21 protein-coding genes are annotated in these 21,850 nt (G+C 73.2%); 9 read left to right on the forward strand and 12 right to left on the reverse strand.

Features of this window, described 5'->3' with window-relative positions:
- Nucleotides 1-30: 30 nt before the first annotated feature.
- Together ACH4N1_RS28450 and ACH4N1_RS28455 are read left to right on the forward strand one after the other, a co-directional pair.
- The gene (locus ACH4N1_RS28450) at nucleotides 31-990 is read left to right on the forward strand and encodes a threonine/serine dehydratase (protein ID WP_382790399.1); all 960 of its coding nucleotides are present in this window, start codon (nucleotides 31-33) and stop codon (nucleotides 988-990) included.
- A gap of 318 nt (nucleotides 991-1,308) precedes the next feature.
- Entirely contained in the window at nucleotides 1,309-2,976 is a 1,668-nt protein-coding gene (locus ACH4N1_RS28455) for a protein kinase (RefSeq protein WP_398101428.1), read from the forward strand.
- A gap of 34 nt (nucleotides 2,977-3,010) precedes the next feature.
- Here the strand turns inward: ACH4N1_RS28455 and ACH4N1_RS28460 are convergent, their stop codons facing one another.
- Nucleotides 3,011-4,471 (reverse strand): serine hydrolase domain-containing protein, encoded by a 1,461-nt coding sequence (locus ACH4N1_RS28460; RefSeq protein WP_398101431.1) that lies wholly within the window; start codon nucleotides 4,469-4,471, stop codon nucleotides 3,011-3,013.
- 98 nt (nucleotides 4,472-4,569) lie between these two features.
- Between ACH4N1_RS28460 and ACH4N1_RS28465 the strand changes: the two genes are divergently transcribed.
- A complete protein-coding gene (locus ACH4N1_RS28465) occupies nucleotides 4,570-5,541 on the forward strand; it encodes an LLM class F420-dependent oxidoreductase (RefSeq protein WP_398101434.1) in 972 nt (323 codons plus the stop codon).
- A gap of 314 nt (nucleotides 5,542-5,855) precedes the next feature.
- On the opposite strand, the gene ACH4N1_RS28470 is transcribed toward ACH4N1_RS28465, so the two are convergent.
- From ACH4N1_RS28470 to ACH4N1_RS28480, 3 genes are all read right to left on the reverse strand, one after another.
- Nucleotides 5,856-6,350 carry a DUF6328 family protein gene (locus tag ACH4N1_RS28470; RefSeq protein WP_398101437.1) on the reverse strand — a complete coding sequence of 165 codons (495 nt, stop codon included), beginning with the start codon at nucleotides 6,348-6,350 and terminating at the stop codon, nucleotides 5,856-5,858.
- Nucleotides 6,351-6,432: 82 nt separating this feature from the next.
- Nucleotides 6,433-7,416: an aldo/keto reductase gene (locus ACH4N1_RS28475; protein ID WP_398101440.1), complete on the reverse strand. Its 984-nt coding sequence runs from the start codon at nucleotides 7,414-7,416 to the stop codon at nucleotides 6,433-6,435.
- A 209-nt stretch (nucleotides 7,417-7,625) separates the two neighbouring features.
- Nucleotides 7,626-8,858 carry an FAD-dependent monooxygenase gene (locus tag ACH4N1_RS28480; protein WP_398101443.1) on the reverse strand — a complete coding sequence of 411 codons (1,233 nt, stop codon included), beginning with the start codon at nucleotides 8,856-8,858 and terminating at the stop codon, nucleotides 7,626-7,628.
- A 355-nt stretch (nucleotides 8,859-9,213) separates the two neighbouring features.
- Here ACH4N1_RS28480 and ACH4N1_RS28485 point away from each other — a divergent pair, with 355 nt between their 5' ends.
- The 3 genes from ACH4N1_RS28485 (at nucleotide 9,214) to ACH4N1_RS28495 (ending at nucleotide 11,043) form a co-directional block, all read left to right on the forward strand.
- Nucleotides 9,214-9,651 carry a tyrosinase cofactor gene (locus tag ACH4N1_RS28485; RefSeq protein WP_398101446.1) on the forward strand — a complete coding sequence of 146 codons (438 nt, stop codon included), beginning with the start codon at nucleotides 9,214-9,216 and terminating at the stop codon, nucleotides 9,649-9,651.
- 39 nt (nucleotides 9,652-9,690) lie between these two features.
- Nucleotides 9,691-10,515: a tyrosinase family protein gene (locus tag ACH4N1_RS28490; RefSeq protein ID WP_398101449.1), complete on the forward strand. Its 825-nt coding sequence runs from the start codon at nucleotides 9,691-9,693 to the stop codon at nucleotides 10,513-10,515.
- 75 nt (nucleotides 10,516-10,590) lie between these two features.
- Nucleotides 10,591-11,043 carry an SRPBCC family protein gene (locus tag ACH4N1_RS28495; protein ID WP_398101452.1) on the forward strand — a complete coding sequence of 151 codons (453 nt, stop codon included), beginning with the start codon at nucleotides 10,591-10,593 and terminating at the stop codon, nucleotides 11,041-11,043.
- Between the two features lie 15 nt (nucleotides 11,044-11,058).
- Here the strand turns inward: ACH4N1_RS28495 and ACH4N1_RS28500 are convergent, their stop codons facing one another.
- The 7 genes from ACH4N1_RS28500 to ACH4N1_RS28530 form a co-directional block, all read right to left on the reverse strand.
- Nucleotides 11,059-11,766, reverse strand: a complete 708-nt coding sequence (locus ACH4N1_RS28500; RefSeq protein WP_398101455.1) for a ribonuclease H — start codon at nucleotides 11,764-11,766, stop codon at nucleotides 11,059-11,061.
- A 293-nt stretch (nucleotides 11,767-12,059) separates the two neighbouring features.
- On the reverse strand, nucleotides 12,060-13,058 hold the full coding sequence (locus ACH4N1_RS28505; RefSeq protein WP_398101595.1) for an MASE1 domain-containing protein: 999 nt from the start codon (nucleotides 13,056-13,058) through the stop codon (nucleotides 12,060-12,062).
- Between the two features lie 59 nt (nucleotides 13,059-13,117).
- The gene (locus ACH4N1_RS28510; protein ID WP_398101458.1) at nucleotides 13,118-14,005 is read right to left on the reverse strand and encodes a PP2C family protein-serine/threonine phosphatase; all 888 of its coding nucleotides are present in this window, start codon (nucleotides 14,003-14,005) and stop codon (nucleotides 13,118-13,120) included.
- A 303-nt stretch (nucleotides 14,006-14,308) separates the two neighbouring features.
- Complete coding sequence (gene pgm / locus ACH4N1_RS28515) at nucleotides 14,309-15,949, reverse strand: phosphoglucomutase (alpha-D-glucose-1,6-bisphosphate-dependent) (protein WP_398101461.1); 1,641 nt, start codon at nucleotides 15,947-15,949, stop codon at nucleotides 14,309-14,311.
- A 103-nt stretch (nucleotides 15,950-16,052) separates the two neighbouring features.
- Nucleotides 16,053-16,400: a PRC-barrel domain containing protein gene (locus ACH4N1_RS28520; RefSeq protein ID WP_398101464.1), complete on the reverse strand. Its 348-nt coding sequence runs from the start codon at nucleotides 16,398-16,400 to the stop codon at nucleotides 16,053-16,055.
- A 219-nt stretch (nucleotides 16,401-16,619) separates the two neighbouring features.
- Complete coding sequence (locus ACH4N1_RS28525) at nucleotides 16,620-16,937, reverse strand: hypothetical protein (RefSeq protein ID WP_398101467.1); 318 nt, start codon at nucleotides 16,935-16,937, stop codon at nucleotides 16,620-16,622.
- Between the two features lie 332 nt (nucleotides 16,938-17,269).
- Nucleotides 17,270-17,446 (reverse strand): hypothetical protein, encoded by a 177-nt coding sequence (locus ACH4N1_RS28530; RefSeq protein WP_382786834.1) that lies wholly within the window; start codon nucleotides 17,444-17,446, stop codon nucleotides 17,270-17,272.
- 199 nt (nucleotides 17,447-17,645) lie between these two features.
- On the opposite strand from ACH4N1_RS28530, the gene ACH4N1_RS28535 reads away from it, so the two are divergent.
- Complete coding sequence (locus ACH4N1_RS28535) at nucleotides 17,646-18,314, forward strand: lysophospholipid acyltransferase family protein (protein WP_366056381.1); 669 nt, start codon at nucleotides 17,646-17,648, stop codon at nucleotides 18,312-18,314.
- Nucleotides 18,315-18,541: 227 nt separating this feature from the next.
- Here ACH4N1_RS28535 and ACH4N1_RS28540 read toward each other — a convergent pair whose 3' ends face one another.
- Nucleotides 18,542-19,573, reverse strand: coding sequence for a LacI family DNA-binding transcriptional regulator (locus ACH4N1_RS28540; protein ID WP_398101598.1), 1,032 nt, complete (start codon nucleotides 19,571-19,573; stop codon nucleotides 18,542-18,544).
- A 347-nt stretch (nucleotides 19,574-19,920) separates the two neighbouring features.
- Between ACH4N1_RS28540 and ACH4N1_RS28545 the strand changes: the two genes are divergently transcribed.
- The gene (locus tag ACH4N1_RS28545; protein ID WP_398101470.1) at nucleotides 19,921-20,847 is read left to right on the forward strand and encodes a carbohydrate ABC transporter permease; all 927 of its coding nucleotides are present in this window, start codon (nucleotides 19,921-19,923) and stop codon (nucleotides 20,845-20,847) included.
- 4 nt (nucleotides 20,848-20,851) lie between these two features.
- The gene (locus ACH4N1_RS28550; protein ID WP_398101473.1) at nucleotides 20,852-21,799 is read left to right on the forward strand and encodes a carbohydrate ABC transporter permease; all 948 of its coding nucleotides are present in this window, start codon (nucleotides 20,852-20,854) and stop codon (nucleotides 21,797-21,799) included.
- Nucleotides 21,800-21,850 lie beyond the last annotated feature (51 nt).

Raw genomic sequence — 21,850 nt, forward strand, 5'->3', positions numbered from 1 at the left:
GCGGCACAGCGCGCGGGAAAGGTGGTCGTCTTGATCGGCATCACGGACATCGAAGCCGCGGCGGAGCGGATCGCCGGGCACGTCGTCCGCACCCCGACCCTCCCGAGTCCCGGACTGTCCGGGCTGCTCGGTGTCCCCGTCACCGTCAAGCTGGAGCTGCTCCAGCGCACCGGTTCCTTCAAGGCGCGCGGGGCCACGGCGAAACTGCTCTCGCTCTCCGGGGCGGAGCGGGCGGCGGGGGTGGTCGCGGTGAGCGGCGGCAACCACGGGATCGCGGTGGCGGTCATGGCCGCCGCCCTCGACGTGAAGGCCACGGTCGTCATGCCGCGTTCGGCACCCGCCCGGGCCGTCGAGATCGTCGAGGAGGCGGGCGCCTCGGTACGGCTGACGGACGGGATGGGCAGCGCCTTCTCGCTCGTGAACGACCTGCGGGACGAGGGGCTGACCCTGGTCCACCCGTTCGACGACCCGGTGGTGGTCGCCGGTCAGGGCACCGTCGGCCTGGAGCTCGCGCGGGACGCCGACGAGCTGACGGACGTCCTGGTCAGCGTCGGGGGCGGCGGGCTGATCTCCGGTGTCGCCGCGGCCCTGCGGGCGCTGCGGCCGGGGGTGCGGATCTGGGGGGTGGAGACCGAGGGCGCGGAGGCGATGGCGGAGGCGCTGAAGGCCGGCGGTCCGGTGCCGGTGGAGGTGTCGTCCATCTCCACCACGCTGAGCGCGCCGGCCGTCGCGCCGCTGACGTACGAGCACGTCTCGGCGCTGGTCGGCGAGGTGCTCGTGGTGCCGGACCGGGAGGCCGTGCGGGGCTGTCTGGAGCTGGCCGAGCACGCGAAGGTGTGGACCGAGCCGGCCGCCGGATGTCTGCTGCCGGCCGCCCGGCGGGTCGTGGAGCGGGTGGGCCCCGACGCCCGGCTGGGACTGGTGGTGTGCGGGGGCAACGCGTCGGCCGCGGACATGGCGTCCTGGGTCGGGCGTTTCGGCCTGCGCTGAGACCGGGAAACGTCCGCGGCGGCCTCTGCCGGGAAGGGACCGACGGCCGCCGCGGTGTTTCCGGCCGACGGCCGCCGCAGGCGTTTCCGCGGGCACCCGGCGCGGGTGTCTCCCCGGGCGGCCGGCGCGGGTTCACCGCTGGTCGCACGGCCGGACCGCTCGCCGTCATGCTCCTTTCCCCGCACGGGTTTCCCCGCACGGGCGCGCGCCGTTTTTGACCGAAAGACAGAAATCCCGCCGAGTCGCTCCGCTCTTGAACGCGCACCCTCTCGACCGCCGTACCACTGGGAAAGGTGAGCAGCCGGGGTTCAGCGAGGGATGACCATGGTCAAGGCGCACGTCTCCACGCACGAGTTGGTCGCCGGTCGGTACCGGCTCCTCGGCGTCGTCCACCGCGAGACGAACCGCGTCAGCTGGTACGGCGAGTACGCCGACGGGCCGGCGGGTTCCCGGCCGTGTCTGGTCACCCGGATCGAGCTGCCCGCGGACCTCGCCGAGGAGGACGCGCACCGGGCCGCCGAACGCGTGGTGCGGATGTCCGAGACGATGACCCGGGTGTGCCCCGGCCGGATCGCCACCGTCCTCGACGCCCTCGTGGAGGCGGGGTCCCTGTGGACCGTGACCGAGTGGATCGACGGCCTCCCCCTCGGCCAACTGATCGAGCAGCGACGCGTGTTCCGGCCCGCCCGCGCCGCCCGGATCGGGCTGGAACTGCTCGACGTGCTGGAGGCGGCCCACGGTGAGGGCATCACCCACGGCGAACTGAGCCCCGGTCAGGTGTTCGTGCGGGCGCGCGGCCCGGTCGTCGTCACCGGCTTCGGCCTCGCCGGCGCGACCCTCGCCCCCCGGCTCGCGGCCCCGGCGTACGCCTCCCCCGAGCAGGCGCGCGACGAACGCATCGGGCCGGCGGCCGATCTGTGGGCGGTGGGCGCGATCCTCTACACGGTCGTCGAGGGCCGGCCGCCCTACCGGGACCGGGACCGGCCGGAGGCCACGCTGAAGGGCGTGGACCGGCTGCCGCTGCGCACCCCCCTGCGCTCCGGTGCGCTCGGACCCGCCGTCCAGGGCCTGCTGCGCAAGGAATCACGGGAGCGGATGACCCGGCCGACGGCGCGCCAGAACCTCGTCCGCGCCCTGGAGGAGGACACGCACGCCGTGCCCGCGCCCCGGCTGCGGCGGGCGTACGCCGTCGCGCGGGTCGCCGGTCCGCGGTGGAGCGGGCGGACGATGGCCGCGGGGACCGCGCTGGCCGTGGTCACGGTGGCGGTCGCCGCGCTGGCCGCGACGGGCCAGTTGCCCGGCATCGAACAGACGGCGTCGGACAGCGCCCAGTCCCGTCCGTCCTCGCCCGGCGCCCCGCCCGGCGAGGACGGCGCCGACAGAGTCACCGGCGTGCCGGCGCCGGACCCCGGCCGGCCGGCGCCCGCCTCGCCGCCCGCCACCTCCCCGGACACGAGCCCGACCCCGGCCCCGGCCCCGAGCCCCACGGCCGCCTCCCCGTCGGCCACCGCCGGGACCCTGCCGGCCGGCTTCCGGGTCCTCCGGGCGCCCGAGGGCTTCTCCGTCGCCCTCCCCGAGGGCTGGACCCGGCTGGACACCGCGCGCTCCGGGGACCTCGCCTACCGCGTCACCTTCGGCGCCGAGGGCGACCCGCGCACCCTCGCGGTCACCTACAGCGAGCGGGTCGGCCCGGACCCGGTGGCCGTCTGGCGCGAGGACGTGGAGCCGGGACTGCGCGGGGCGGACGGGTTCGAGCGCATCGGGGCGATCGAGGCGACGACGTACCAGGGGTACGAGGCGGCCGACATGGAATGGCTCGTCGACGTCGACGGCACCCGGGTGCGCACCTTCGGCCGCGGTTTCCTGCTCGGCGGCCACCGCGGCTTCTCCCTGCGCTGGACGACCCCCGCCGCCGACTGGGACACCACCGCCAACCGGCGGGCCCTGGACGCCTTCCTCACGACCTTCCGGCCCGGTCCGGTCTGACCCGGCCCGGTCCGGCCCGGCCCGGACGGAAAACCTAGGTTCCGTCGGAGGGGACCGGGCCGCGCGGCGCGCGCATCCTGCGCAGCGGGCCGCCGTGCAGCGGCTGGGTGGCCCAGCGGGCGGTGAAGGTGCCGTCCGGGAGGGTGCAGGTCACCCGGAGCCGGTGAGGGGTCTCCAGGAGGACGAGGTCCGCGGTGAGGGTGTCGCCGTCGCTCCAGCCGCCGCTCACCGCGAGGGGCACGGGTTCCTCGGTCACGGTCCAGGCGCCGGTGCCCAGGCGCGCCGTCAGGCGGTCGTCGCCCTCGGCGAGGACCAGCGTCCAGCCGTCGCCGTCCGCCGTGACGGTGACACCGGTGAGGCTCGGCCGGTCGGCGCGGACACCGCCGTACGGGATGAAGCCGGCGCCCCGCCACTCCCGCGGGCGTTCCGGCGGCGCGGGCTTTCCGGGAGCGGGCGGGAGGGCGAGGCGGGTGAGACGGTCGGCGAGTGCCGTGTCGGCGTCCCGGGGGCCGGGCAGCGGGGCCGGGCGGAACGCCGGCAGGAGGTGTTCCCAGACGAGGTCGAGCAGGCCCTGCATGTCGGGGGTCGCCGCGGTGGTGGCGACGACGGCGTCGTGCTCGGGCAGGACGAGGCAGAACTGGCCGTAGGCGCCGTCGCCGCGGTAGCCGTGCCGGGACCGCCAGAACTGGAAGCCGTACCCGCGGTCCCAGTCCTGCCGGTCGGCGTCGCCCATGGCTCCCGCGGTCGGTACGTGCGCGCGGGTCGCCTCGGCGATCCACTCGGGCGACAGCAGCCGCCGCCCCTCCCAACGGCCCTCGTCCAGGTACAGCTGACCCAGTCGGGCGATCGCGTCGGTGGTGCCGTGCAGGCCGCTGAATCCCAGCTCGCGGCCCGTCCGGTCGGTCGGCCAGGCGACCTCGCCGAAGCCGAGCGGGTCCAGCAGCCGGGGCCGCAGGTAGGCGGTGAGCGACTGGCCGGTGACGCGCTGGAGGATCGCGGCGAGGGTGTAGGTGGCGGGCTGGTTGTAGGCGAAGACCGTGCCCGGCTCGCGGTCCGGCGGCAGCAGCAGGAAGCCGCGGACGAGGTCGTCGGGGTCGAGGGCGCGGGCCCGGTCCAGGGTCTCGGCCTCGTGCCCGCTCGCCATCGACGCCACGTGCCGTACCCGCATCGCGCGGCTGCGGGGATCGGTGATGTCGGCGTCGAACTCGGGGAAGTACGAGATCACCGGGTCGTCGAGCCCGATCAGCCCCTCGGCCACGGCGAACCCGGCGGCCGTGGAGGTGAAACTCTTGCTCAGCGAGTACAGCAGGTGGAGGCGGTCGGGCGCGTACGGCGCCCACCAGCCGGCGGCGACGACACGGCCGTGCCGCAGGACCATGAGGCTGTGCGGCTCGATGGCCTCGGCCGCCTCGACGGCGTCGAGGAAGGCGAGGACGCCCGAGGCGTCGACGCCCTGGGCGGACGGGGTGCTGGAAGGCAGGGGACGGGCGCTCATGCCCGCATCCTTCCCCGTGCGCCGGGCGGACACCGCGGGGATTTCCCGTCCCGCCCGTGGCCCGTTTCCTCCCCCGCCCGCCGGGGGACCCGGCACCCATGGTGCGAATCGGATACACGATGATGACCGAGCAGGCCGGCCCCCGTGAACTGGTCGGCCATCTGGTGCGGGCCGAGGAGGCCGGCTTCGACTTCTCGGTGACCTCGGACCACTACTTCCCGTGGCTGCGGTCGCAGGGGCACTCGCCGTACGCGTGGAGCGTGCTGGGCGCCGCCGCCCAGGCCACCTCCCGCATCCCGCTGATGACCTACGTGACCTGTCCCACGGTCCGCTACCACCCGGCGATCGTGGCGCAGAAGGCGGCCACGATGCAGCTGTTGTCCGAGGGCCGCTTCCGGCTGGGGCTGGGCTCCGGGGAGAACCTCAACGAGCACGTGGTGGGCGGCGGCTGGCCGCCGGTGAACGTGCGGCACGAGATGCTCGAGGAGGCCGTGGAGATCATCCGCGCGCTCTTCGAGGGCGGCCACGTGACGCGGCACGGCACGCACTTCGACGTCGACTCGGCCCGCCTGTGGGACCTGCCCGACCAGCCGCCGGAGATCGGCATCGCGGTCTCCGGGGAGCAGTCGTGCGCGCTCGCGGGCCGCCTCGCCGACCTGGTGATCGCCACCGAACCGAAGCCGGGACTGCTGGAGGCCTTCGACCGGCACGGTGGTGCGGGCAAGCCGCGCGTGGGCCAGCTGCCGGTCTCCTACGACCCCGACCGGGACACGGCGGTGAAGCGGGCGCACGCCCAGTTCCGCTGGTTCGGCAGCGGCTGGAAGGTGAACTCCGAGCTGCCGCACCCGGACTCCTTCGAGGCGGCGACCCAGTTCGTCACCCCGGACGACGTGGCCGCGTCGATCCCCTGCGGCGACGACCCGGACGCCTTCGTCGAAGCGGTCCGCCCCTACGCGGAGGCCGGGTTCACCGAGGTGGCCCTGGTGCAGATCGGGGGTGACACGCAGCCGGCGTACCTGGACTGGTCGGAGAAGACCCTGCTGCCGGCACTGCGCGAGGCGTTCGCCTGATCCCGCGCCGCGCGACCTGTCCGCCCCGCCCGTCCGCCCGGTCCTCGACCGGCGTGACGGGCGTGGACGGCGCCGGTGACTGTCCTGGGCTGCCGGTCTGCGCGTCCTCGTCCTGGGCTTCGACGACGCGCAGGATTTCCACGAGGACGACATGGTGCGGCAGCCAGAGGACCTCCAGCAGGCGATCGGTGGTTGCATCGCGGCCCTGCGCGGGGCCCGCGCCGCGGACTGAGCCACGGACTGAGCCACGGACGGCGGACGGCGGCACGAGCGCCGGCCGTGTTCTCCGCTCGTGCCGCCGTCCGGAAGGCCTCTCAGCGGGAGGTGTAGCGGTGCCGGGTCCACATCGGGATGCCGAACCAGAACAGCAGGTACCACGCGACCACAGCGGTGACCAGGTAGGGCACGTAGGCGTCGTGGGTCGCCACCCGCAGGATCAGCAGCAGGGCGGAGGTCATCGTGGCGAGCAGCAGCACCAGGCCGGTGAAGGTCATCCGGGAGGCCCAGGTGACCGCCTCGGGCTTCACCCGCCGCCCGGAGACCAGGCGGTGCAGGGAGACCGGTCCTATCAGGGCGCCCGTCGCGCAGGCGCCCAGGACGACCGTCACGAGGTAGATCGCGTGCTCGGTGTCCCCGAGGGTCGCGTAGCGCGGGGTGAAGACGACGGTGAGCAGGAAACCGAAGAGGATCTGCACGCCCGTCTGGGCGACGCGGACCTCCTGGATCAGCTCGCCCCACTTCCGGTCGGCCCTCTCCTCCTCGGTCTCGTCACGGCCTCTGCGACGCTCGTCCCCCACTGCGGTGCTCACGTGTCCTCCCCGGTTCGCGTGGATGTTCACCCGGCGAGTACCCGCTGATCGGCGTTTTTCTCCGCCCCGGTCGCGGTGTTGACTACCAGCGGTCCTCGACCTGCTGCTCGATCCGCCGCTCGTACAGGTCCCGGATCGCCGTGAGGGTCTCCTCGGACAGCTCGGGCAGGCGGGCGGCGGCCGCGTTGGCGCGGGCCTGTTCGGGGGAGCGGGCGCCCGGGATCACCGTGGTCACGCCGGGCTGCCGGACGATCCAGCGCAGCGCGAGCTGGGCCGGGGTGTACCCCTCGGGGGCGAGGGCGGCGAACTCGGCGGCGGCCTCGACGCCGGTGGCGTAGTCGACGCCGGAGAAGGTCTCGCCCTGGTCGAAGGACTCGCCGTGCCGGTTGTAGGTGCGGTGGTCGTTCGCCGGGAAGACGGTGTCCTTGGTGTACTTGCCGGACAGCAGGCCGGAGGCGAGCGGCACGCGGGCGATGATGCCGACGCCGGCTTCGCGGGCGGCGGGGAGCACCTCGTGCAGCGGCTTCATGCGGAACGGGTTGAGGATGATCTGCACGCTGGCCACGCCGGGCCGGGCGATCGCCGTGAGGGCCTCGGCGCAGGTCTCCACGCTGACGCCGTAGTGGGCGATGCGCTCCTCCTCCACCAGGGTGTCGAGGGCGTCGAAGACCTCGTCCGTGGAGTAGACGGGGGTGGGCGGGCAGTGCAGCTGCACCAGGTCGATGCGGTCGACGCCGAGGTTGCGGCGGGAGCGGTCGTTCCAGGCGCGGAAGTTGTCGAGGACGTAGTTCTCAGGGATCTGGTCGACACGGCGGCCCATCTTGGTGGCGACCAGCACGTGCAGGTCGGGCCGTCCGCTCAGGAAGGCGGCGATGGTCTGCTCGCTGCGGCCGTCGCCGTACACGTCGGCGGTGTCGAAGAAGGTGACGCCCGACTCGGCGGCCGCCTCCAGTACCGCCAGGGCCTCCTTGTCGTCGACGTCACCCCAGTCGGCGCCCAGTTGCCAGGTGCCGAGACCGATGACGGATGCGTGCTGACCAGACCTGCCGAATTCGCGCTCGTCCATGGGGGCAGTCTGTCATCCGTGACGGCCGGGTGCGGAACCGACCGGTCCGGTCCGTCACCTGCGGTTCGGTGTGTCACCTGCGGTTCGTCCGCCGGCGCGGGCCGGACGGTGGGGGCCGGACGGTGGGGGCCGGACGGTGGGGGCCGGACGGTGGGGGTGCCCGGACCGCCGGGCCGTGGCGGTCGGCGGTCCTCCCGGTGGGGCCGTGCTCAGCGCGGGGTGCCGTGGGGCTGCTCGCGGGCGGCCGGGGTCCTGCTCTGCGCGGTCCTGGCGAGCCGGGGGCCGAGCCAGCGCTTGAGGCGGCGCAGGGCTTCCAGCTGCCCGGCGGCCTTGTCGAGCCGGTAGTACAACTGGGGCGGGACGTAGGGCAGCAGGGGCGAGTGGCGCTGCCCGAGCAGGGCGAACATCCGCTCCGGGGGCAGGTCGATGTAGCGGTCGAGGTTCTCGTACCACTGGGCGCTGTGCCGGGCGGCGCTCTGCGGGGCCAGCAGGGCCGCGGTGCGCTCGCGCTCGTAGCGGGTGAGGGCCTGCGGGAGGCCGGGGCCGTCGCGCAGGGCGTCGGCGAGCGCGAAGGCGTCCTCCAGGGCGAGGGTGGTGCCGGCGCCGATGGAGTAGTGGGTGGTGTGGGCGGCGTCACCGAGCAGGACGACGTTGTCCCGGTGCCAGGTGCGGTTGGTCAGGGTGCGGAAGGTCAGCCAGGCGGCGCCGCCGTCGCCGCGGGCGCGGCCGATCAGGGGGTGGCCGTCGAGGATGTGCGCGAACAGCTTCTCCAGCCGTGCCGTCCCGTCGGCGTCCTGCGCCCGGTGCAGGCCGAGGCCGGTCCAGGTCGCGGGGGAGCACTCGATGACGCAGGTGCTCCGTTCGGAGCTGAACGGATAGCCGTAGCACCAGATCCAGCCGTGGCCGGTCTCCACGAAGGCGAAGGTGAAGGAGTCGAAGACCTTGGTGGTGCCGAGCCAGACGTAGGGGTTGCGGCCGGTCGTCAGCCGGGCGCCGAAGTGCTGGGCGTGGCGGGTGCGCAGGGCGCTGTGCACGCCGTCGGCCGCGACGACCAGGTCCGCCTCGGGCAGGGTGTCGGGGGTGATCTCGCGCTCGAACTCCAGGTGTACGCCGAGTGCGCGGGCGCGGGCGGTGAGGATCTCCAGGAGCTTGTGGCGGCCGATGCCGTGGCCCTCGTCGCCGGGCTGACGGGTCACCAGGTCCCGTACGTGGGCGACGCCCTGGTTCCAGCGGACGGAGTTCTCCTCGACGGCGCGCGCCGACTCGGGTTCGCGGGCGTGGAGTTGGTCGAGGAGTCCTCGCCAGTAGGTGACGCCCCAGCCGTAGGTCGAGCCCTCCGGGTCGCGTTCGTGGACGGTGATCTCGTGGGACGGGTCCTGCCGCTTGAGCAGGATGGAGAGGTACAGGCCGGCGGGCCCGCCGCCGACGCAGGCGACCTTCACGCACACCCCCAGGAATGACGAAATGTGGTCGATTGACGACGCACAGTAGCAGTCGCCGCGGCCGGTCACGGTGGGGCCTTCTTCGTGATTCCGTCACTTTCTCCACGTGAGCCACACCACCGGCGGAGCGGTCTCGCGCGAAGGATCACCGGAAGAGCCCGTCCCGGGGAAAGGAATTGCCCGTTCCGCGGCGCGCGGCACCCGCCCCACAGCAAGATCATCTTCATTGAAGACCGTACGGCTTGTTATTGATTGTCCGGATCGGAGCCAACCCGTCCTGAGGGATTTCTCCCGTTCTCCGGTGGGCCGATAGGCATGCGGGGTCGTCAACCGAACACACCCCAGGAGGTCCCGCATGCCGGAACTCAGCCGTCGTCGCGCGCTCACCGGCGCGGCCGCCCTCGCCGCGACCGTCGGCGCCGCCGGCGCGGCGAACGCCGCCCCGGGCGATCACCACGCGAACTCGCCCGGCTCCCCCACCTCCCCCGCTTCCGCGGCCTCCACCACCTCCGCGACCTCCTCCGGCTTCCCCGCCGCCTTCGACGAGGTCTACAAGGGACGCCGGATACAGGGCCGGCCGGCCACCGGCGGCGGTCACCACGGCGGTGGTCACCACGGCGGCGGCTACGCGGTGTTCGTCGACGGCGTGGAACTGCACGTCATGCGCAACGCCGACGGCAGCTGGATCAGCGTGGTCAGCCACTACGACCCGGTGCCCACGCCACGGGCCGCCGCCCGCGCCGCGGTCGACGAGCTGCAGGGCGCCCGGCTGCTGCCGTTCCCGACCGACTGACCTTCCCGCAAGCGCACTTGCCCTTGGAGCACCCCGCAGATGACCGTCCGCAAGAACCAGGCCTCCCTGACCGCCGACGAGAAGCGCCGCTTCGTCGCCGCCGTCCTCGAACTCAAGCGCAGCGGCCGCTACGACGCCTTCGTCACCACGCACAACGCGTTCATCGTCGGCGACACCGACAACGGCGAGCGCACCGGCCACCGTTCACCGTCCTTCCTGCCCTGGCACCGCAGATTCCTGCTGGAGTTCGAGCGGGCGCTCCAGTCCGTGGACGCCTCGGTGGCACTGCCCTACTGGGACTGGTCCGCCGACCGCTCGACGCGTTCCTCGCTGTGGGCTCCGGACTTCCTCGGCGGCACCGGACGCAGCCTGGACGGGCGGGTGATGGACGGCCCGTTCGCCGCGTCCGGCGGCAACTGGCCCATCGGGGTGCGGGTCGACGGGCGGAGCTATCTGCGGCGCGCGCTGGGTGCGGGGGTGCGTGAGCTGCCGACGCGGGCCCAGGTCGACTCGGTGCTCGCGATGCCGACGTACGACATGGCGCCCTGGAACAGCGGCTCGGACGGCTTCCGCAACCATCTGGAGGGGTGGCGGGGCGTGAACCTGCACAACCGGGTGCACGTCTGGGTCGGCGGCCAGATGGCCACCGGGGTCTCCCCCAACGACCCGGTGTTCTGGCTGCACCACGCCTACATCGACAAACTGTGGGCCACGTGGCAGCGCAGGCACCCGGGGGCGGGGTACGTCCCGGTGGCGGGGACGCCGGACGTGGTGGACCTGCACGAGACGATGAAGCCGTGGAACGACACCACCCCGGCGGACCTGCTCGACCACACCCCGCACTACACCTTCGACTCCGCCTGACCGCGGCCGGATTGGCCACCGGGGTCACGGATACCCGGGCGCCACGTACCCGACGAGAGCGAGGAGGAGACGACCGTGACGCAGGTCGAGGAATCCATCGAGGTCAGTGTCCCGGTGCACACGGCCTACAACCAGTGGACGCAGTTCGAGACGTTCCCGGAGTTCATGGGCGGGGTGGAGCGCGTCGAACAGCGCACCGACACGCTCACCCACTGGGTCACGGCCGTGAACGGCGTGCACCGTGAGTTCGACGCCGAGATCACCGAACAGATCCCGGACGAGCGGGTCGCCTGGACGACGGTGGCCGGACAGGCCCGGCAGGCCGGCGTGGTGACCTTCCACCGCCTCGACGACGACCACACGAAGGTCATGCTGCAGCTGGAGTTCGCACCCGAGGGTCTCGCCGAGACCGTCGGTGACAAGCTCGGCTTCGTGAAGCGGCAGACCAAGGGTGATCTCAAGCGCTTCAAGGAGTTCATCGAGGAGCGCGGTCTCGAGACCGGCGGCTGGCGCGGCGCGGTCGTCTGACCGGTGCCGTCCCGGTCACCCGACGGCCGCCGTGCGGCAGTCCGGGTGACCCCAGCCCTGATCGTTCTTGGCGATCGGTTCCCCCGCCGCGTAGGACCGCCCGCACGCGCAGCGGCCGGGGAACTTGGCTTTGATCGTGCGGGCGGACGAACCGCCGGGCCGCCGGGGCGATGTGCCCCCGGCGGCCTTGCGGCGTGCGCCGGACTTCGCCGGGACGTCGGGGGCGGGAGGCGGCTCGGGCGAACCGAGGGCGCTGCCCGCCGGCTCCTGGACGATCGCCGCCTGGCTGGCGGCCCGGTCCGCGAAGTCGTTCAGCCTGTCGCCGTCCACCTGGTGGGCGGGCACGTAGCGGAAGTCGACCGTGCGGCCGTCGAGCAGTTCGTCGATGCGCACGACCAGGTCCTGGTTGGCGACCGGCTTGCCCGCGGCGGTCTTCCAGCCGTTGCGCTTCCAGCCGGGCAGCCACGTGGTGACGGCCTTCATGGCGTACTGCGAGTCCATGCGGATCTCCAGCGGTACGTCGGGGTCGACCGCGGCCAGCAGGCGTTCCAGGGCGGTGAGTTCGGCGACGTTGTTGGTGGCCTTGCCGAGTGGTCCCGCCGCCCAGCGGGCCGGGGCCTCGGAGCCGTCGGAGATCACCCAGGCCCAGGCCGCCGGACCGGGGTTTCCCTTCGAGGCCCCGTCGCACGCGGCCACCACTCGTTCACGCATGCGCACGATCATGCCATGCCCCGGCCGGGGCCCGCCGCGGCCGGCCCGGGGCCCGGGGGACGCCCCCGGTCTGCGGCGTCCCGCCCTCGGTGGTGGTGACGTCGATCACCGGGAAGCCCGCGCCCCGCGGGTCGGTGCGGGCGGCGGGCGGGGGGGGAGAACAGCGGGCCCGTCGGTGGTGCCCGGTTCCTCGCCCCGGTCGTCCGGGTGCCGTCCTGCGCACCGGATGCCTCCCCTGCCCCAGGGCCCTGTCGTCACCTTCCCGACCGCCCCGCGGGCGGACGGCGGGAAGGCGACGACGGGGCTTAGCGTTCGCGGGGCGGATCGTCCTCCGCTCCTTTCTGGGGCCGGCCGTGCGGCGTGTCGCCCGCCGTGAGGTGTTCCAGCACCTCGGCCAGTTCCTGGCAGGCCCGCTCCACCGAGCGGCGGGTGTTGCGCTGTTCGGTGATGACGGCCGAGAGCAGCAGGGCGGTCAGGGCCATGGTGCCGTTGAAGGCCTGGAGTTTGCCCATGACCTCCGTCCGCGTCAGGTGGGCGAAGGGGCCGACCCCGTCGGTGGCCGCGACGGTGGCGAGGACCGAGGTGACCAGGGCGCACAGCATGCTGCCCGCGAGCTGGAAGCGCAGGGCCGCCCAGATCAGCAGCGGGTAGACGAGGAAGAGCAGACTGACGGAGCTGTTGGTGGCCAGGGGGATCACCGCGAGGGCGATGACGGCCAGGCCCGTGGCCTCCTTCCAGCGGGTCAGGGGCGGTGGCCGGCGAGCGGTGTGCACGAGGAGCAGGACGGGCGTGACGATGAGGACGCCCATCGCGTCCCCGACCCACCAGGCCAGCCAGACGGACCAGAAGGCGTGCGCGGGCAGCTGGTCGGTGAGCACGAGGACCCCGACGCCCGTGGTCGAGCTGATCAGCATCGCGGTCAGCGCCCCGAGGAACACCAGCGCGAGACCGTCGCGCAAGCGGGAGAGGTCGTTGCGGAAGCCCGCCCTGCGCAGCATCAGGTAGGCGCAGACGGGGGCGGCGGTGTTGCCAGCCAGGTTGAAGACGATGGCGGGGTCGGGCGAGGTGAGCGACAGGATGACGAGCAGCGCCCCGAGCGTGATGCCCGCCCAGCAGCGCAGTCCGAGGATCAGCAGGCAGGCCACGGCGACGCCCGAGGGCGGCCAGATGGGGGTGAAGATCGCGCCCTCGACGACGAGCTGCCGCAGCAGGCCCAGCTTTCCGGCCGCGTAGTAGCAGGCCGCGACCGCCGCCGTCTCGGCGGCGAGGACGGCCGCCCGGCGCAGATCGCTGGTACCCACCACAGCAGCCATCAGACACCGGGCCCGCGCCCACGGCGAGGCGGGGGGCGCGGGGGACGGCCCTATGGCTGAACGCGCCGTCCCCGTTCGTCGCCGTCCGCTCCATGGGCGTCCGCTCCCCGTTCGTCGCCGTCCGCTCCGTCGCGTCCGACGACCAGGACGGCGGCGTCGTCCTCGTGCCCGACGCGCTCGGCGCCCCTCATCACGGCGGTGGCGAGAGCGGGGGCGTCCAGGCCGGCGCCGGCGGCGACACCGGCGAGCCGCGCGACCTGGTCCAGGCCCTCGTCGACGCTCATCGAGGGCCCTTCCACGACGCCGTCGGTGAGCAGGACGAACACCCCGCCCCGGGTGAGCCGGTAGCGGGTGACCGGGTACGTCATCCCCGCCAGGACGCCGAGGGGCGGGCCGCCCTCGTCCTCGGCGATGCCGGACCTGCCGTCCGCCGTGGCCCACACGCACGGGATGTGACCGGCGCGGGCGCTCTCCAGCACGCCGGTCGCGGGGTCGAGACGTATGAAGGTGCAGGTGGCGAAGAGGTGGCCGCCGAGGGAGAGCAGCAGGTCGTTGGTGGCGGCGAGGAGTTCGCCGGGCTCGCCGGTGACGGAGGCGAGGGCGCGCAGGCCGACGCGGACCTGGCCCATGAAGGCGGTCGCCTCGATGTTGTGGCCCTGGACGTCGCCGATGGACAGGCCGACACGGCCGTCGGCCATCCGGAAGGCGTCGTACCAGTCACCGCCCACGTTGAGGCCGTGGTGGGCGGGCGCGTACCGGACGGCGAGCCGGTAGCCGGGGGCGGTGGGCAGGTCCCTGGGGAGCATGCCGCGCTGGAGGGCGACGGCGAGTTCGACGCGGGAGCGTTGCAGCTCCGCGCGTTCGCGCGCCTGGGCGGTGAGCGAACCGAGCCTGGCCAGCAGCTCGTCGCCGTCGTCCGTCGGGCGCTTGCGGGCCATGGCTCCCTCCGGAGAGGACGGTAACCCCTTCGGGGCGAAACTCGCCTTTTACGTTTATTGGATGATACCGACAGGTCGGCGGTCGGGAACGTCGAACCGGGGCGAGTTGTCCGGGAGCGCACGGCCGCGGCCCGGCTGCGCGTACGTGGCGCTGCCGCCGGTGCGGGAGGACCCGCACCTGTGGCTGACGCCGTGGGCCCGGGCGACGGAGCCTTCCGCTTCACCGTCGCCCGGGCCGCAGCACGGCACAGCGCGGCCCGGCGCGGCGTGTGCGTCAGCGGGCCAGCGGGCAGCCGTCGGCCGTCAGCCGCCGAGGGCCGTCATCACCACGTCCTTGGCCTCCTCCTGCACCTGGCGGAGGTGGTCGGGGCCCAGGAACGACTCGCCGTAGATCTTGTACACGTCCTCCGTGCCGGAGGGGCGGGCGGCGAACCAGGCGTTCTCGGTGGTCACCTTGATGCCCCCGATGGCCGCGCCGTTGCCGGGCGCCTCGGTGAGGATGCCGGTGACCGGCTCTCCGGCCAGCGTGTCCGCGGTGACCTGCGCGGGCGAGAGCTTGGCGAGCAGCGCCTTCTCCTCGCGGGTCGCGGGAGCGTCGATCCGGGCGTAGGCGGGCTCGCCGAAGCGGGCCGTCAGCGCCGCGTAGTGCTCCGAGGGGGTCTTCCCGGTGACGGCGGTGATCTCGGAGGCGAGCAGCGCCAGGATGATGCCGTCCTTGTCGGTGGTCCACACCGAGCCGTCGCGGCGCAGGAAGGACGCGCCGGCCGACTCCTCCCCGCCGAAGCCGAGCGAGCCGTCGACCAGGCCGTCCACGAACCACTTGAAGCCGACGGGCACCTCGACGAGACGGCGGCCGAGATCGGCGGCCACCCGGTCGATCATGGAGGAGGACACCAGGGTCTTGCCGATCCCGGTGTGCTCGGGCCACTGCTCGCGGTGGGTGTAGAGGTAGGCGATGGCGGCGGCCAGGTAGTGGTTGGGGTTCATCAGGCCCGCGTCCGGCGTGACGATGCCGTGCCGGTCGGCGTCGGCGTCGTTGCCGGTGGCGATCTGGAACCGGTCACGCTGGTCGATGAGCGAGGCCATCGCGTACGGCGACGAGCAGTCCATGCGGATCTTGCCGTCCCAGTCCAGCGTCATGAACCGCCAGGTGGGGTCGGTGAGCGGGTTGACCACGGTCAGGTCGAGCCGGTGCTCCTCGGCGATCCGGCCCCAGTAGGCGACGGAGGCCCCGCCGAGCGGGTCGGCGCCGATGCGGACGCCCGCGGCGCGGATCGCGTCCAGGTCCAGGACGGCCGGCAGGTCGGCGACGTACGCGCCGAGGAAGTCGTGGCGGCCGGTGCCGGGGGCGGCGAGCGCCCGGCGGTAGGGGACGCGGCGTACGTCCTTCAGGCCGGCCGTGATGATCTCGTTGGCGCGGTCCTGGATCCAGGAGGTGGCGTCCGAGCCGGCCGGGCCGCCGCTGGGCGGGTTGTACTTGAAGCCGCCGTCGCCCGGCGGGTTGTGCGAAGGGGTCACGACCACGCCGTCCGCGAGGCCCTCCGTACGGCCCCGGTTGTGGGTGAGGATGGCGTGCGAGACGGCCGGGGTGGGCGTGTAGCCGTCGGCGGCGTCGATGAGCACCGTCACGTCGTTGGCGGCGAACACCTCGAGGGCGGTGACCCGGGCGGGCTCGGACAGGGCGTGGCTGTCGGCGCCCAGGAAGAGGGGGCCGTCGGTGCCCTGCGCGGTGCGGTACTCGCAGATGGCCTGGCTGGTCGCGGCGATGTGGTCCTCGTTGAACGCCGTGTTCAGGGAGGAACCGCGGTGCCCGGAGGTGCCGAAGGCCACCCGCTGCGCCGGGTCGGCGGGGTCGGGGTGCAGCGCGTAGTACGCGGTGACCAGCCGGGCCACGTCGACGAGGTCCTCGGGGCCGGCCGGCCGACCCGCTCGTTCGTGCTGCATGGTCCGTTCCTCCGCTTGGGTTGATCCGTCGCTCGCCGTCCCATCTTTCCTCGTCGGGGGGCCGGTCCGCGAGGGGGCCCGGCCCGCGGCCGCGCGCAGCGGGTCAGTGTCCCGAACCGTGCCGGCCGCCGAGCTGGTCGCGGTGGCGGGGGTCGCCCAGGTACCTGTCCACGTCGAAGACGCGCGCCGACCGCACCTCGTCCTTGGTCCGGGAGACCTGCACGATGCGCGCCTGGTGGTCGATGCCCATGACGGCGTCCGCCGGGAGCACCACGTCCTTGCCGAGGAACCAGACGCCGGTGCGCACGACCAGGAACTGCGGGCCGAGGTCGGCGGAGTACTTGCTGACCTTGCCCGCGTGGCCGTCCGTGGCGTCCAGCTGGTAGCCGGTCAGGTCGTCGTCGGGCGTGTGCCCGGCGGTCGGGACGCTGTGCCCTCGGTATTCGCTCACGGTGTCCTCCCTGTGGTCGTGTCCTGGTTCCTGCGTGTGCCCGGTACGGCTCGCGGCAGACGTTCGGGAAACCGGTTCCCGCGTCCCCGCGCGCGGCAGGCCTTCCGGAAGTCCCCTCCGGCCGGCGCCCGCGCGGGGCGGGACTCGGATGTCGTACGGTCCGCGATCGCGCGGGGCGGACTCGGATGTCGTACGGTCCCCGATCGCGCGGGGCGGGGCTCAGATGTCGGAGTCGATGCCCGTGACCGCCGCCGGGCCCAGCGGGGCGTCGTCCTCGTCCAGGCCGGACTCGCGCAACGCCGACTGCGCGAGCAGCCGCGCGCTCTCCTCGGCGTGCGGCGCGCTGTCCGCCTCCACGGTCAGGCGGATGGTGAACGTGTCGTCGTCGTTCAGGGAGAGGGCGTCGAGGTCCTCGGCGTTCCCCATCTGCGTGCGGTGCGGGTCGGTCGGCCTGAGGGAACGGCCGATCCGGGCCCGGGTGTCCGCGTCGACGCCGGTGGTGAAGGTGCCGGGGACGCTGATCACGTAGGTCGTCATGGCGATCCTTTCCTGGGTTGTCTCCCCGCCTACCCCGAGTTCCGCCCGGCCATCGGAACGCCGCCGAACCTGCCCCGATCGGCGGGGTGTCCCGGAGACGGGGACGTGGGCCGCACGGGGCCGCCGCCCTGCCCGCAACCGCGCGCGGGCTCCGCGGGCGGACCGGCAGCCGGGCTCCGCGGGCGGCACGACCGGGGGACTTCCGCGGGCGGCGTGACCGCCGGGGCCTCCCCCTCCTCCTCGCGCACACGTCGGCAGGCCTCCCCTCCCCCTCGCGCACACGTCGGCGGGCCCGCCCCCGAGTCCGGGGGCGGGCCCGACCGAAGGTGCCTTCAGTGTCTGCGGCCGCGCGCCGACCAGCCCGCGCCGATGCCGCCGACGTGGAGGGCGAGCAGGGTCAGACCCAGCAGCATGATGTTGGTGGAGGTGAAGGTGTCGTTGGTGGAGATCTCCGCCGCGTTGATCAGGAAGGCGATGAAGAACGCCACCGCCGCGATGATGGCCAGCAAGGGGTCCGTCCCTTCGGGGGGTGGGTGCCGGTGTCGGCCCGGTCGGGTCCGTCGTTCTGCGGATGCCCCGGACCGGGCCGTGGACACGGCCCAACTCGCAGAAGTCGTACGGGTGTCTGAGTAGTCGTACTCAGGCGCGGCCGCCGCGCCGCCACCAGACTGGGCTCACTGACCCGCCCCCGACCGGAAAGGGCCCGCCGTGCTCACCCGTGCCGCCTCCGTCCTGGTGCCCTTGTTCGGACGCCTCACCGTGACCAGTGAACTGCGGATGCGCCTGTCCGCGGGGACCATCTTCGCCGCCAACCACGACTCCCTGGCCGACCCCGCGGTCGTGCTGGCCGCGCTGCGCGGGCTCGGCGTGGAGCCCGTGGTGATGGCGACCGCGGGGCTCTGGCGGGTGCCGGTGCTCGGCCGGGTGCTGGCCCGCGAGGGGCACATCCCCGTCCACCGCCGCTCCGCACGCGCCGCGCACGCCCTCGACGCCGCCGCCGAGGCCCTCGCCGGCGGCCGGCACGTCCTGCTCTACGGCGAGGGCGGGCTGCCGGACCGCAGGGACGCGGCGCCCGGCCCGCCGGAGGCCTTCCGCACCGGGCTCGCCCGCCTCGCGCAGGTCTCCGGCGCGCTGGTGGTGCCGGTGGGGCACGTCGGCGCCCGGCGGATCTCCTCGGGTTCGACCGCCAAGCAGATGGCGGGCGCCCTCACGGCACCGCTGCGCCGCCCCCACTGCCACGTCCACGTGGGCGCCCCGATGCGACTCCCCGCGGAGGCCCGCACCGGCACGGCGGCCGCCCGCACCGCCGTCACCGTCGCCTGGCGCACAGCGGCCCGGGCGGCGGGCGAACGGGACTTGGAGCTGGGCCTGGTGTAGGGCGCCGGGTCCGGCACGAGGGGCCGGGTCCGGCACGAGGGGCCGGGTCCGGCACGAGGGGCCGGGTCCGGCACGAGGGGCCGGGTCCGGCACGAGGGGCCGGGTCCGGCGGGTGGTGACGGGCCTGCCGGACGGCGGGCGGTGGGGTTGCCCGGCGGACGGGCGGCAGGGCCGCGGGTCCGCACGGCGGCGGACGGCGGCGGACGGCACGCTCCGGCCTGTCGGCCTCAGCCCTCCCCCGGGCCGCCGGCCGGCGGCGGCCCTCCGGGGCCGACACCCGGCGGTGGTGCCGTGCTGTCGCGCAGGACCAGCCGGGTCGGCACGAGGGTCGTGCCGCGCTGGGGGCCGTCGCGGCGCATCTTGCGCAGGACGGCCTGGACGCAGAGCCGGCCGACCTCGGCGAAGTCCTGATGGAGGGTGGTCAGCGGGGGCAGGAAGGAAGCGGCCTCGGGGATGTCGTCGAAGCCGATCACGCTGACGTCCTCGGGGACGCGCCGGCCGCGCTCGTGCAGGGCACGCAGCAGGCCGAGGGCCATCTGGTCGTTGGCGGCGAAGACGGCGGTGCACTCCTCGCGGGCCGCGAGTTCGAGGCCGGCGTGGTACCCGGACTCCGCCGACCAGTCGCCCCGGACGAGGGTCGGGACGGGGCGGCCCGCGTCGGTGAGCGCTCCGCGCCAGGCGTCGGCGCGGCGCTGGGCGGCGAAGGAGTCCTCGGGTCCCGCCAGGTGCCACACCGTCAGATGCCCGAGATCCAGGAGGTGTTGGACGGCCGCGCGGGTGCCGCCCCACTGGTCGGTGTCGACGACGGTGTAGTTGCTGCCGGCGTCGGAGTCGACGACCACGACCTGGACGTGCGGCGGCAGGGTGACGGTGGCCGCGTCCAGGAGATGGACCTCCATGATGACGATGACCGCGTCGACGGCGAGCTCCTCCAGGCGGGAGAACGCACCGCGCACCTCGTCCTGGGTGGGCACGGCGACCGGCAGCAGCGTCACCGCGTAGCCCTCGGCGGCGGCGGAGGTCGCGATGGCGTCCAGGGTGCGCATGTTGCCGGTCGTGGACAGCGTGAAGGTGATCACACCTATGGTGCGGAACTCTCCGCGTTTGAGGGCGCGGGCCGCGCTGTTGGGCCGGTAGCCCAGCTCCTTCATCGCGGCGAGCACCTGCTGCCGGGTCTCCTCGTTCACACCGGCGTAACCGTTGGACACCCGGGAGACCGTCTGGGAGGACACGCCGGCGAGGCGGGCCACGTCCGCCATCGAGGCGGTGGCCCGGCCGCGTCCGCGAGCGCGTCGCACCACGGCGTCCCGCTCCTGAGCGCCCCCCGCCAGGCCCATGGCCGTCCCGGCTTCGCCCGCCGGGGCCCTTTCAGCCATCTCCACGCCTTGCCCCCTACTTTCTCTCGCCGCAGCTTTCAGGGTCTCCGCAGACGACCCTTGACCGTGGTTATCGGGGCAGTGTAGACATGCCGCCATCAGATGTTTACGTAAACATAACAGCCCACCGGCTCTTCCGGATGGCTGATGTTTGCGTAAACATCGTGGCGGTGCACACGGCACACCCGAACGACACCGCCTGTTCCAGGACTGGATGAGCGAGGAACGACATGACGACGCTGCAACCGCCGGTGGCCGCCGAGCCGCGGCCGGCGCCCCCTCCGGCGAAACGGGACCGCCGCTCGTGGACGGGCTGGGGTTTCATCGGTCCCTTCGTGGCCGTGTTCGCCCTGGTCTTCCTGGCGCCGATCGTGTACTCGATCTACCTCAGCCTCTTCCGGGACCAGCTGATCGGCGGCACCCAGTTCGTCGGCTTCGACAACTACACGCAGGCGCTGCAGGACCAGCAGTTCTGGGACGCCCTCGTGCGGGTGGCGCTGTTCCTCGTCATCCAGGTGCCGATCATGCTGGGCATCGCCCTGCTGGTGGCCCTGGCGCTGGACAGCGGCCGGCTCTACGGCAAGAGCTTCTTCCGCATCACGATCTTCCTGCCGTACGCGGTGCCCGCCGTGGTCGCCACCCTCATGTGGGGCTTCATGTACGGCACGAAGTACGGCCTGGTCGGCGACATCAACGGGGCGTTCGACGTCTCGCTGCCCGACCCGCTCTCCCCCGACCTGGTGCTGGCCTCCATCGGCAACATCGTCACCTGGGAGTTCGTCGGCTACAACATGCTGATCTTCTACTCGGCGCTGCGCGTCATCCCGAACTCGCTGTACGAGGCCGCGGAGATCGACGGCGCCGGACAGATCCGCGTGATCACGGCGATCAAGCTGCCCGCGATCCGGGGCGCCCTGGTCATCGCGACGATCTTCTCGATCATCGGCAGCTTCCAGCTGTTCAACGAGCCGAACATCCTGCGGCCGCTGGCCCGCAACGCCATCACCACCGACTACACGCCGAACTTCTACACGTACTCGCTGTCCTTCAACGGCCAGCAGCACAACTACTCCGCGACGGTGGCCATCATCATGGGCCTGATCACGATGGTGATCGCCTACGTCGTGCAGCTGCGCGGCATGCGCAAGGGAGCGTGACCCGATGAGCAGCCCTCTCACCACCGCCTCCTCCGCCGCACCCGCCAAGACCTCCGGTCCCGGCCGCAGCGCGCCACGGCTGCGCAGGACGCGCAGGCACTCCCCCGACAAGCCCAAGCGCAGCGTGCTGCTGACGGTGCTGACGTCGCTGATCGTCGTCTACACCGTCGTGCCGCTGATCTGGCTGGCCATCAACGCCACCAAGACGCAGGCGGGTCTGGCCGACTCGTCCGGGATGTGGTTCGCCGACGACTTCGCGCTGTGGGACAACATCCGCGACACGTTCACCTACCACGACGGCGTGTTCACGCGCTGGCTGCTGAACACCCTGATGTACGTGGTGCTGGGCGCCGGCGGGGCCACCCTCCTCGCGGTCCTCGGCGGTTACGCGCTGGCGAAGTTCGACTTCCCCGGCAAGCGCGGCATCTTCGCCACGGTCATCGGCGCGGTGGCGGTCCCCGGCACGGCCCTCGCGGTGCCCACCTTCCTGATGTTCAGCAAGATGGGCCTGACCGACACCCCGTGGGCGGTGATCATCCCCTCGCTGGTCTCGCCGTTCGGCCTGTACCTGATGTGGGTGTTCGCCAGCGAGGCCATCCCCACCGAACTCCTCGAGGCCGCCCGCATCGACGGGGCCGGCGAGGCGCGCACCTTCTTCACCGTCGCCCTCCCGCTGCTCGCCCCCGGCATCGTGACCGTGCTGCTGTTCACCACGGTCGCCACCTGGAACAACTACTTCCTGCCGCTGATCATGCTCAAGGACTCGGAGTGGTACCCGCTGACGCTCGGTCTGAGCGCGTGGAACTCCCAGGCCGAGACCGTCGGCGGCGAGGTGATCTTCAACCTGGTGATCACCGGTTCGCTGCTCACCATCCTGCCGCTCATCGCCGCGTTCCTGCTGCTCCAGAAGTACTGGCAGTCGGGTCTCGCCGCGGGCAGCGTCAAGGAGTGACCGCGCGGCTCCCCTGCCGCCCCCTCAGCCCCACATCACGCACCACCACCC

This window comes from Streptomyces sp. NPDC017202 (assembly GCF_044331705.1).
Lineage (GTDB): Bacteria > Actinomycetota > Actinomycetes > Streptomycetales > Streptomycetaceae > Streptomyces.

Coding starts and splice junctions, on each gene's coding strand:
- ACH4N1_RS28545 (WP_398101470.1), top strand. CDS start 19,921: ATGACGACGCTGCAACCGCCGGTGGCCGCCGAGCCGCGGCCGGCGCCC.
- ACH4N1_RS28485 (WP_398101446.1), top strand. CDS start 9,214: ATGCCGGAACTCAGCCGTCGTCGCGCGCTCACCGGCGCGGCCGCCCTC.
- ACH4N1_RS28490 (WP_398101449.1), top strand. CDS start 9,691: ATGACCGTCCGCAAGAACCAGGCCTCCCTGACCGCCGACGAGAAGCGC.
- ACH4N1_RS28540 (WP_398101598.1), bottom strand. CDS start 19,573: ATGGCGGACGTGGCCCGCCTCGCCGGCGTGTCCTCCCAGACGGTCTCC.
- ACH4N1_RS28510 (WP_398101458.1), bottom strand. CDS start 14,005: ATGGCCCGCAAGCGCCCGACGGACGACGGCGACGAGCTGCTGGCCAGG.
- ACH4N1_RS28460 (WP_398101431.1), bottom strand. CDS start 4,471: ATGAGCGCCCGTCCCCTGCCTTCCAGCACCCCGTCCGCCCAGGGCGTC.
- ACH4N1_RS28500 (WP_398101455.1), bottom strand. CDS start 11,766: ATGATCGTGCGCATGCGTGAACGAGTGGTGGCCGCGTGCGACGGGGCC.
- ACH4N1_RS28465 (WP_398101434.1), top strand. CDS start 4,570: ATGGTGCGAATCGGATACACGATGATGACCGAGCAGGCCGGCCCCCGT.
- ACH4N1_RS28455 (WP_398101428.1), top strand. CDS start 1,309: ATGACCATGGTCAAGGCGCACGTCTCCACGCACGAGTTGGTCGCCGGT.
- pgm (WP_398101461.1), bottom strand. CDS start 15,949: ATGCAGCACGAACGAGCGGGTCGGCCGGCCGGCCCCGAGGACCTCGTC.
- ACH4N1_RS28475 (WP_398101440.1), bottom strand. CDS start 7,416: ATGGACGAGCGCGAATTCGGCAGGTCTGGTCAGCACGCATCCGTCATC.
- ACH4N1_RS28525 (WP_398101467.1), bottom strand. CDS start 16,937: ATGACGACCTACGTGATCAGCGTCCCCGGCACCTTCACCACCGGCGTC.
- ACH4N1_RS28550 (WP_398101473.1), top strand. CDS start 20,852: ATGAGCAGCCCTCTCACCACCGCCTCCTCCGCCGCACCCGCCAAGACC.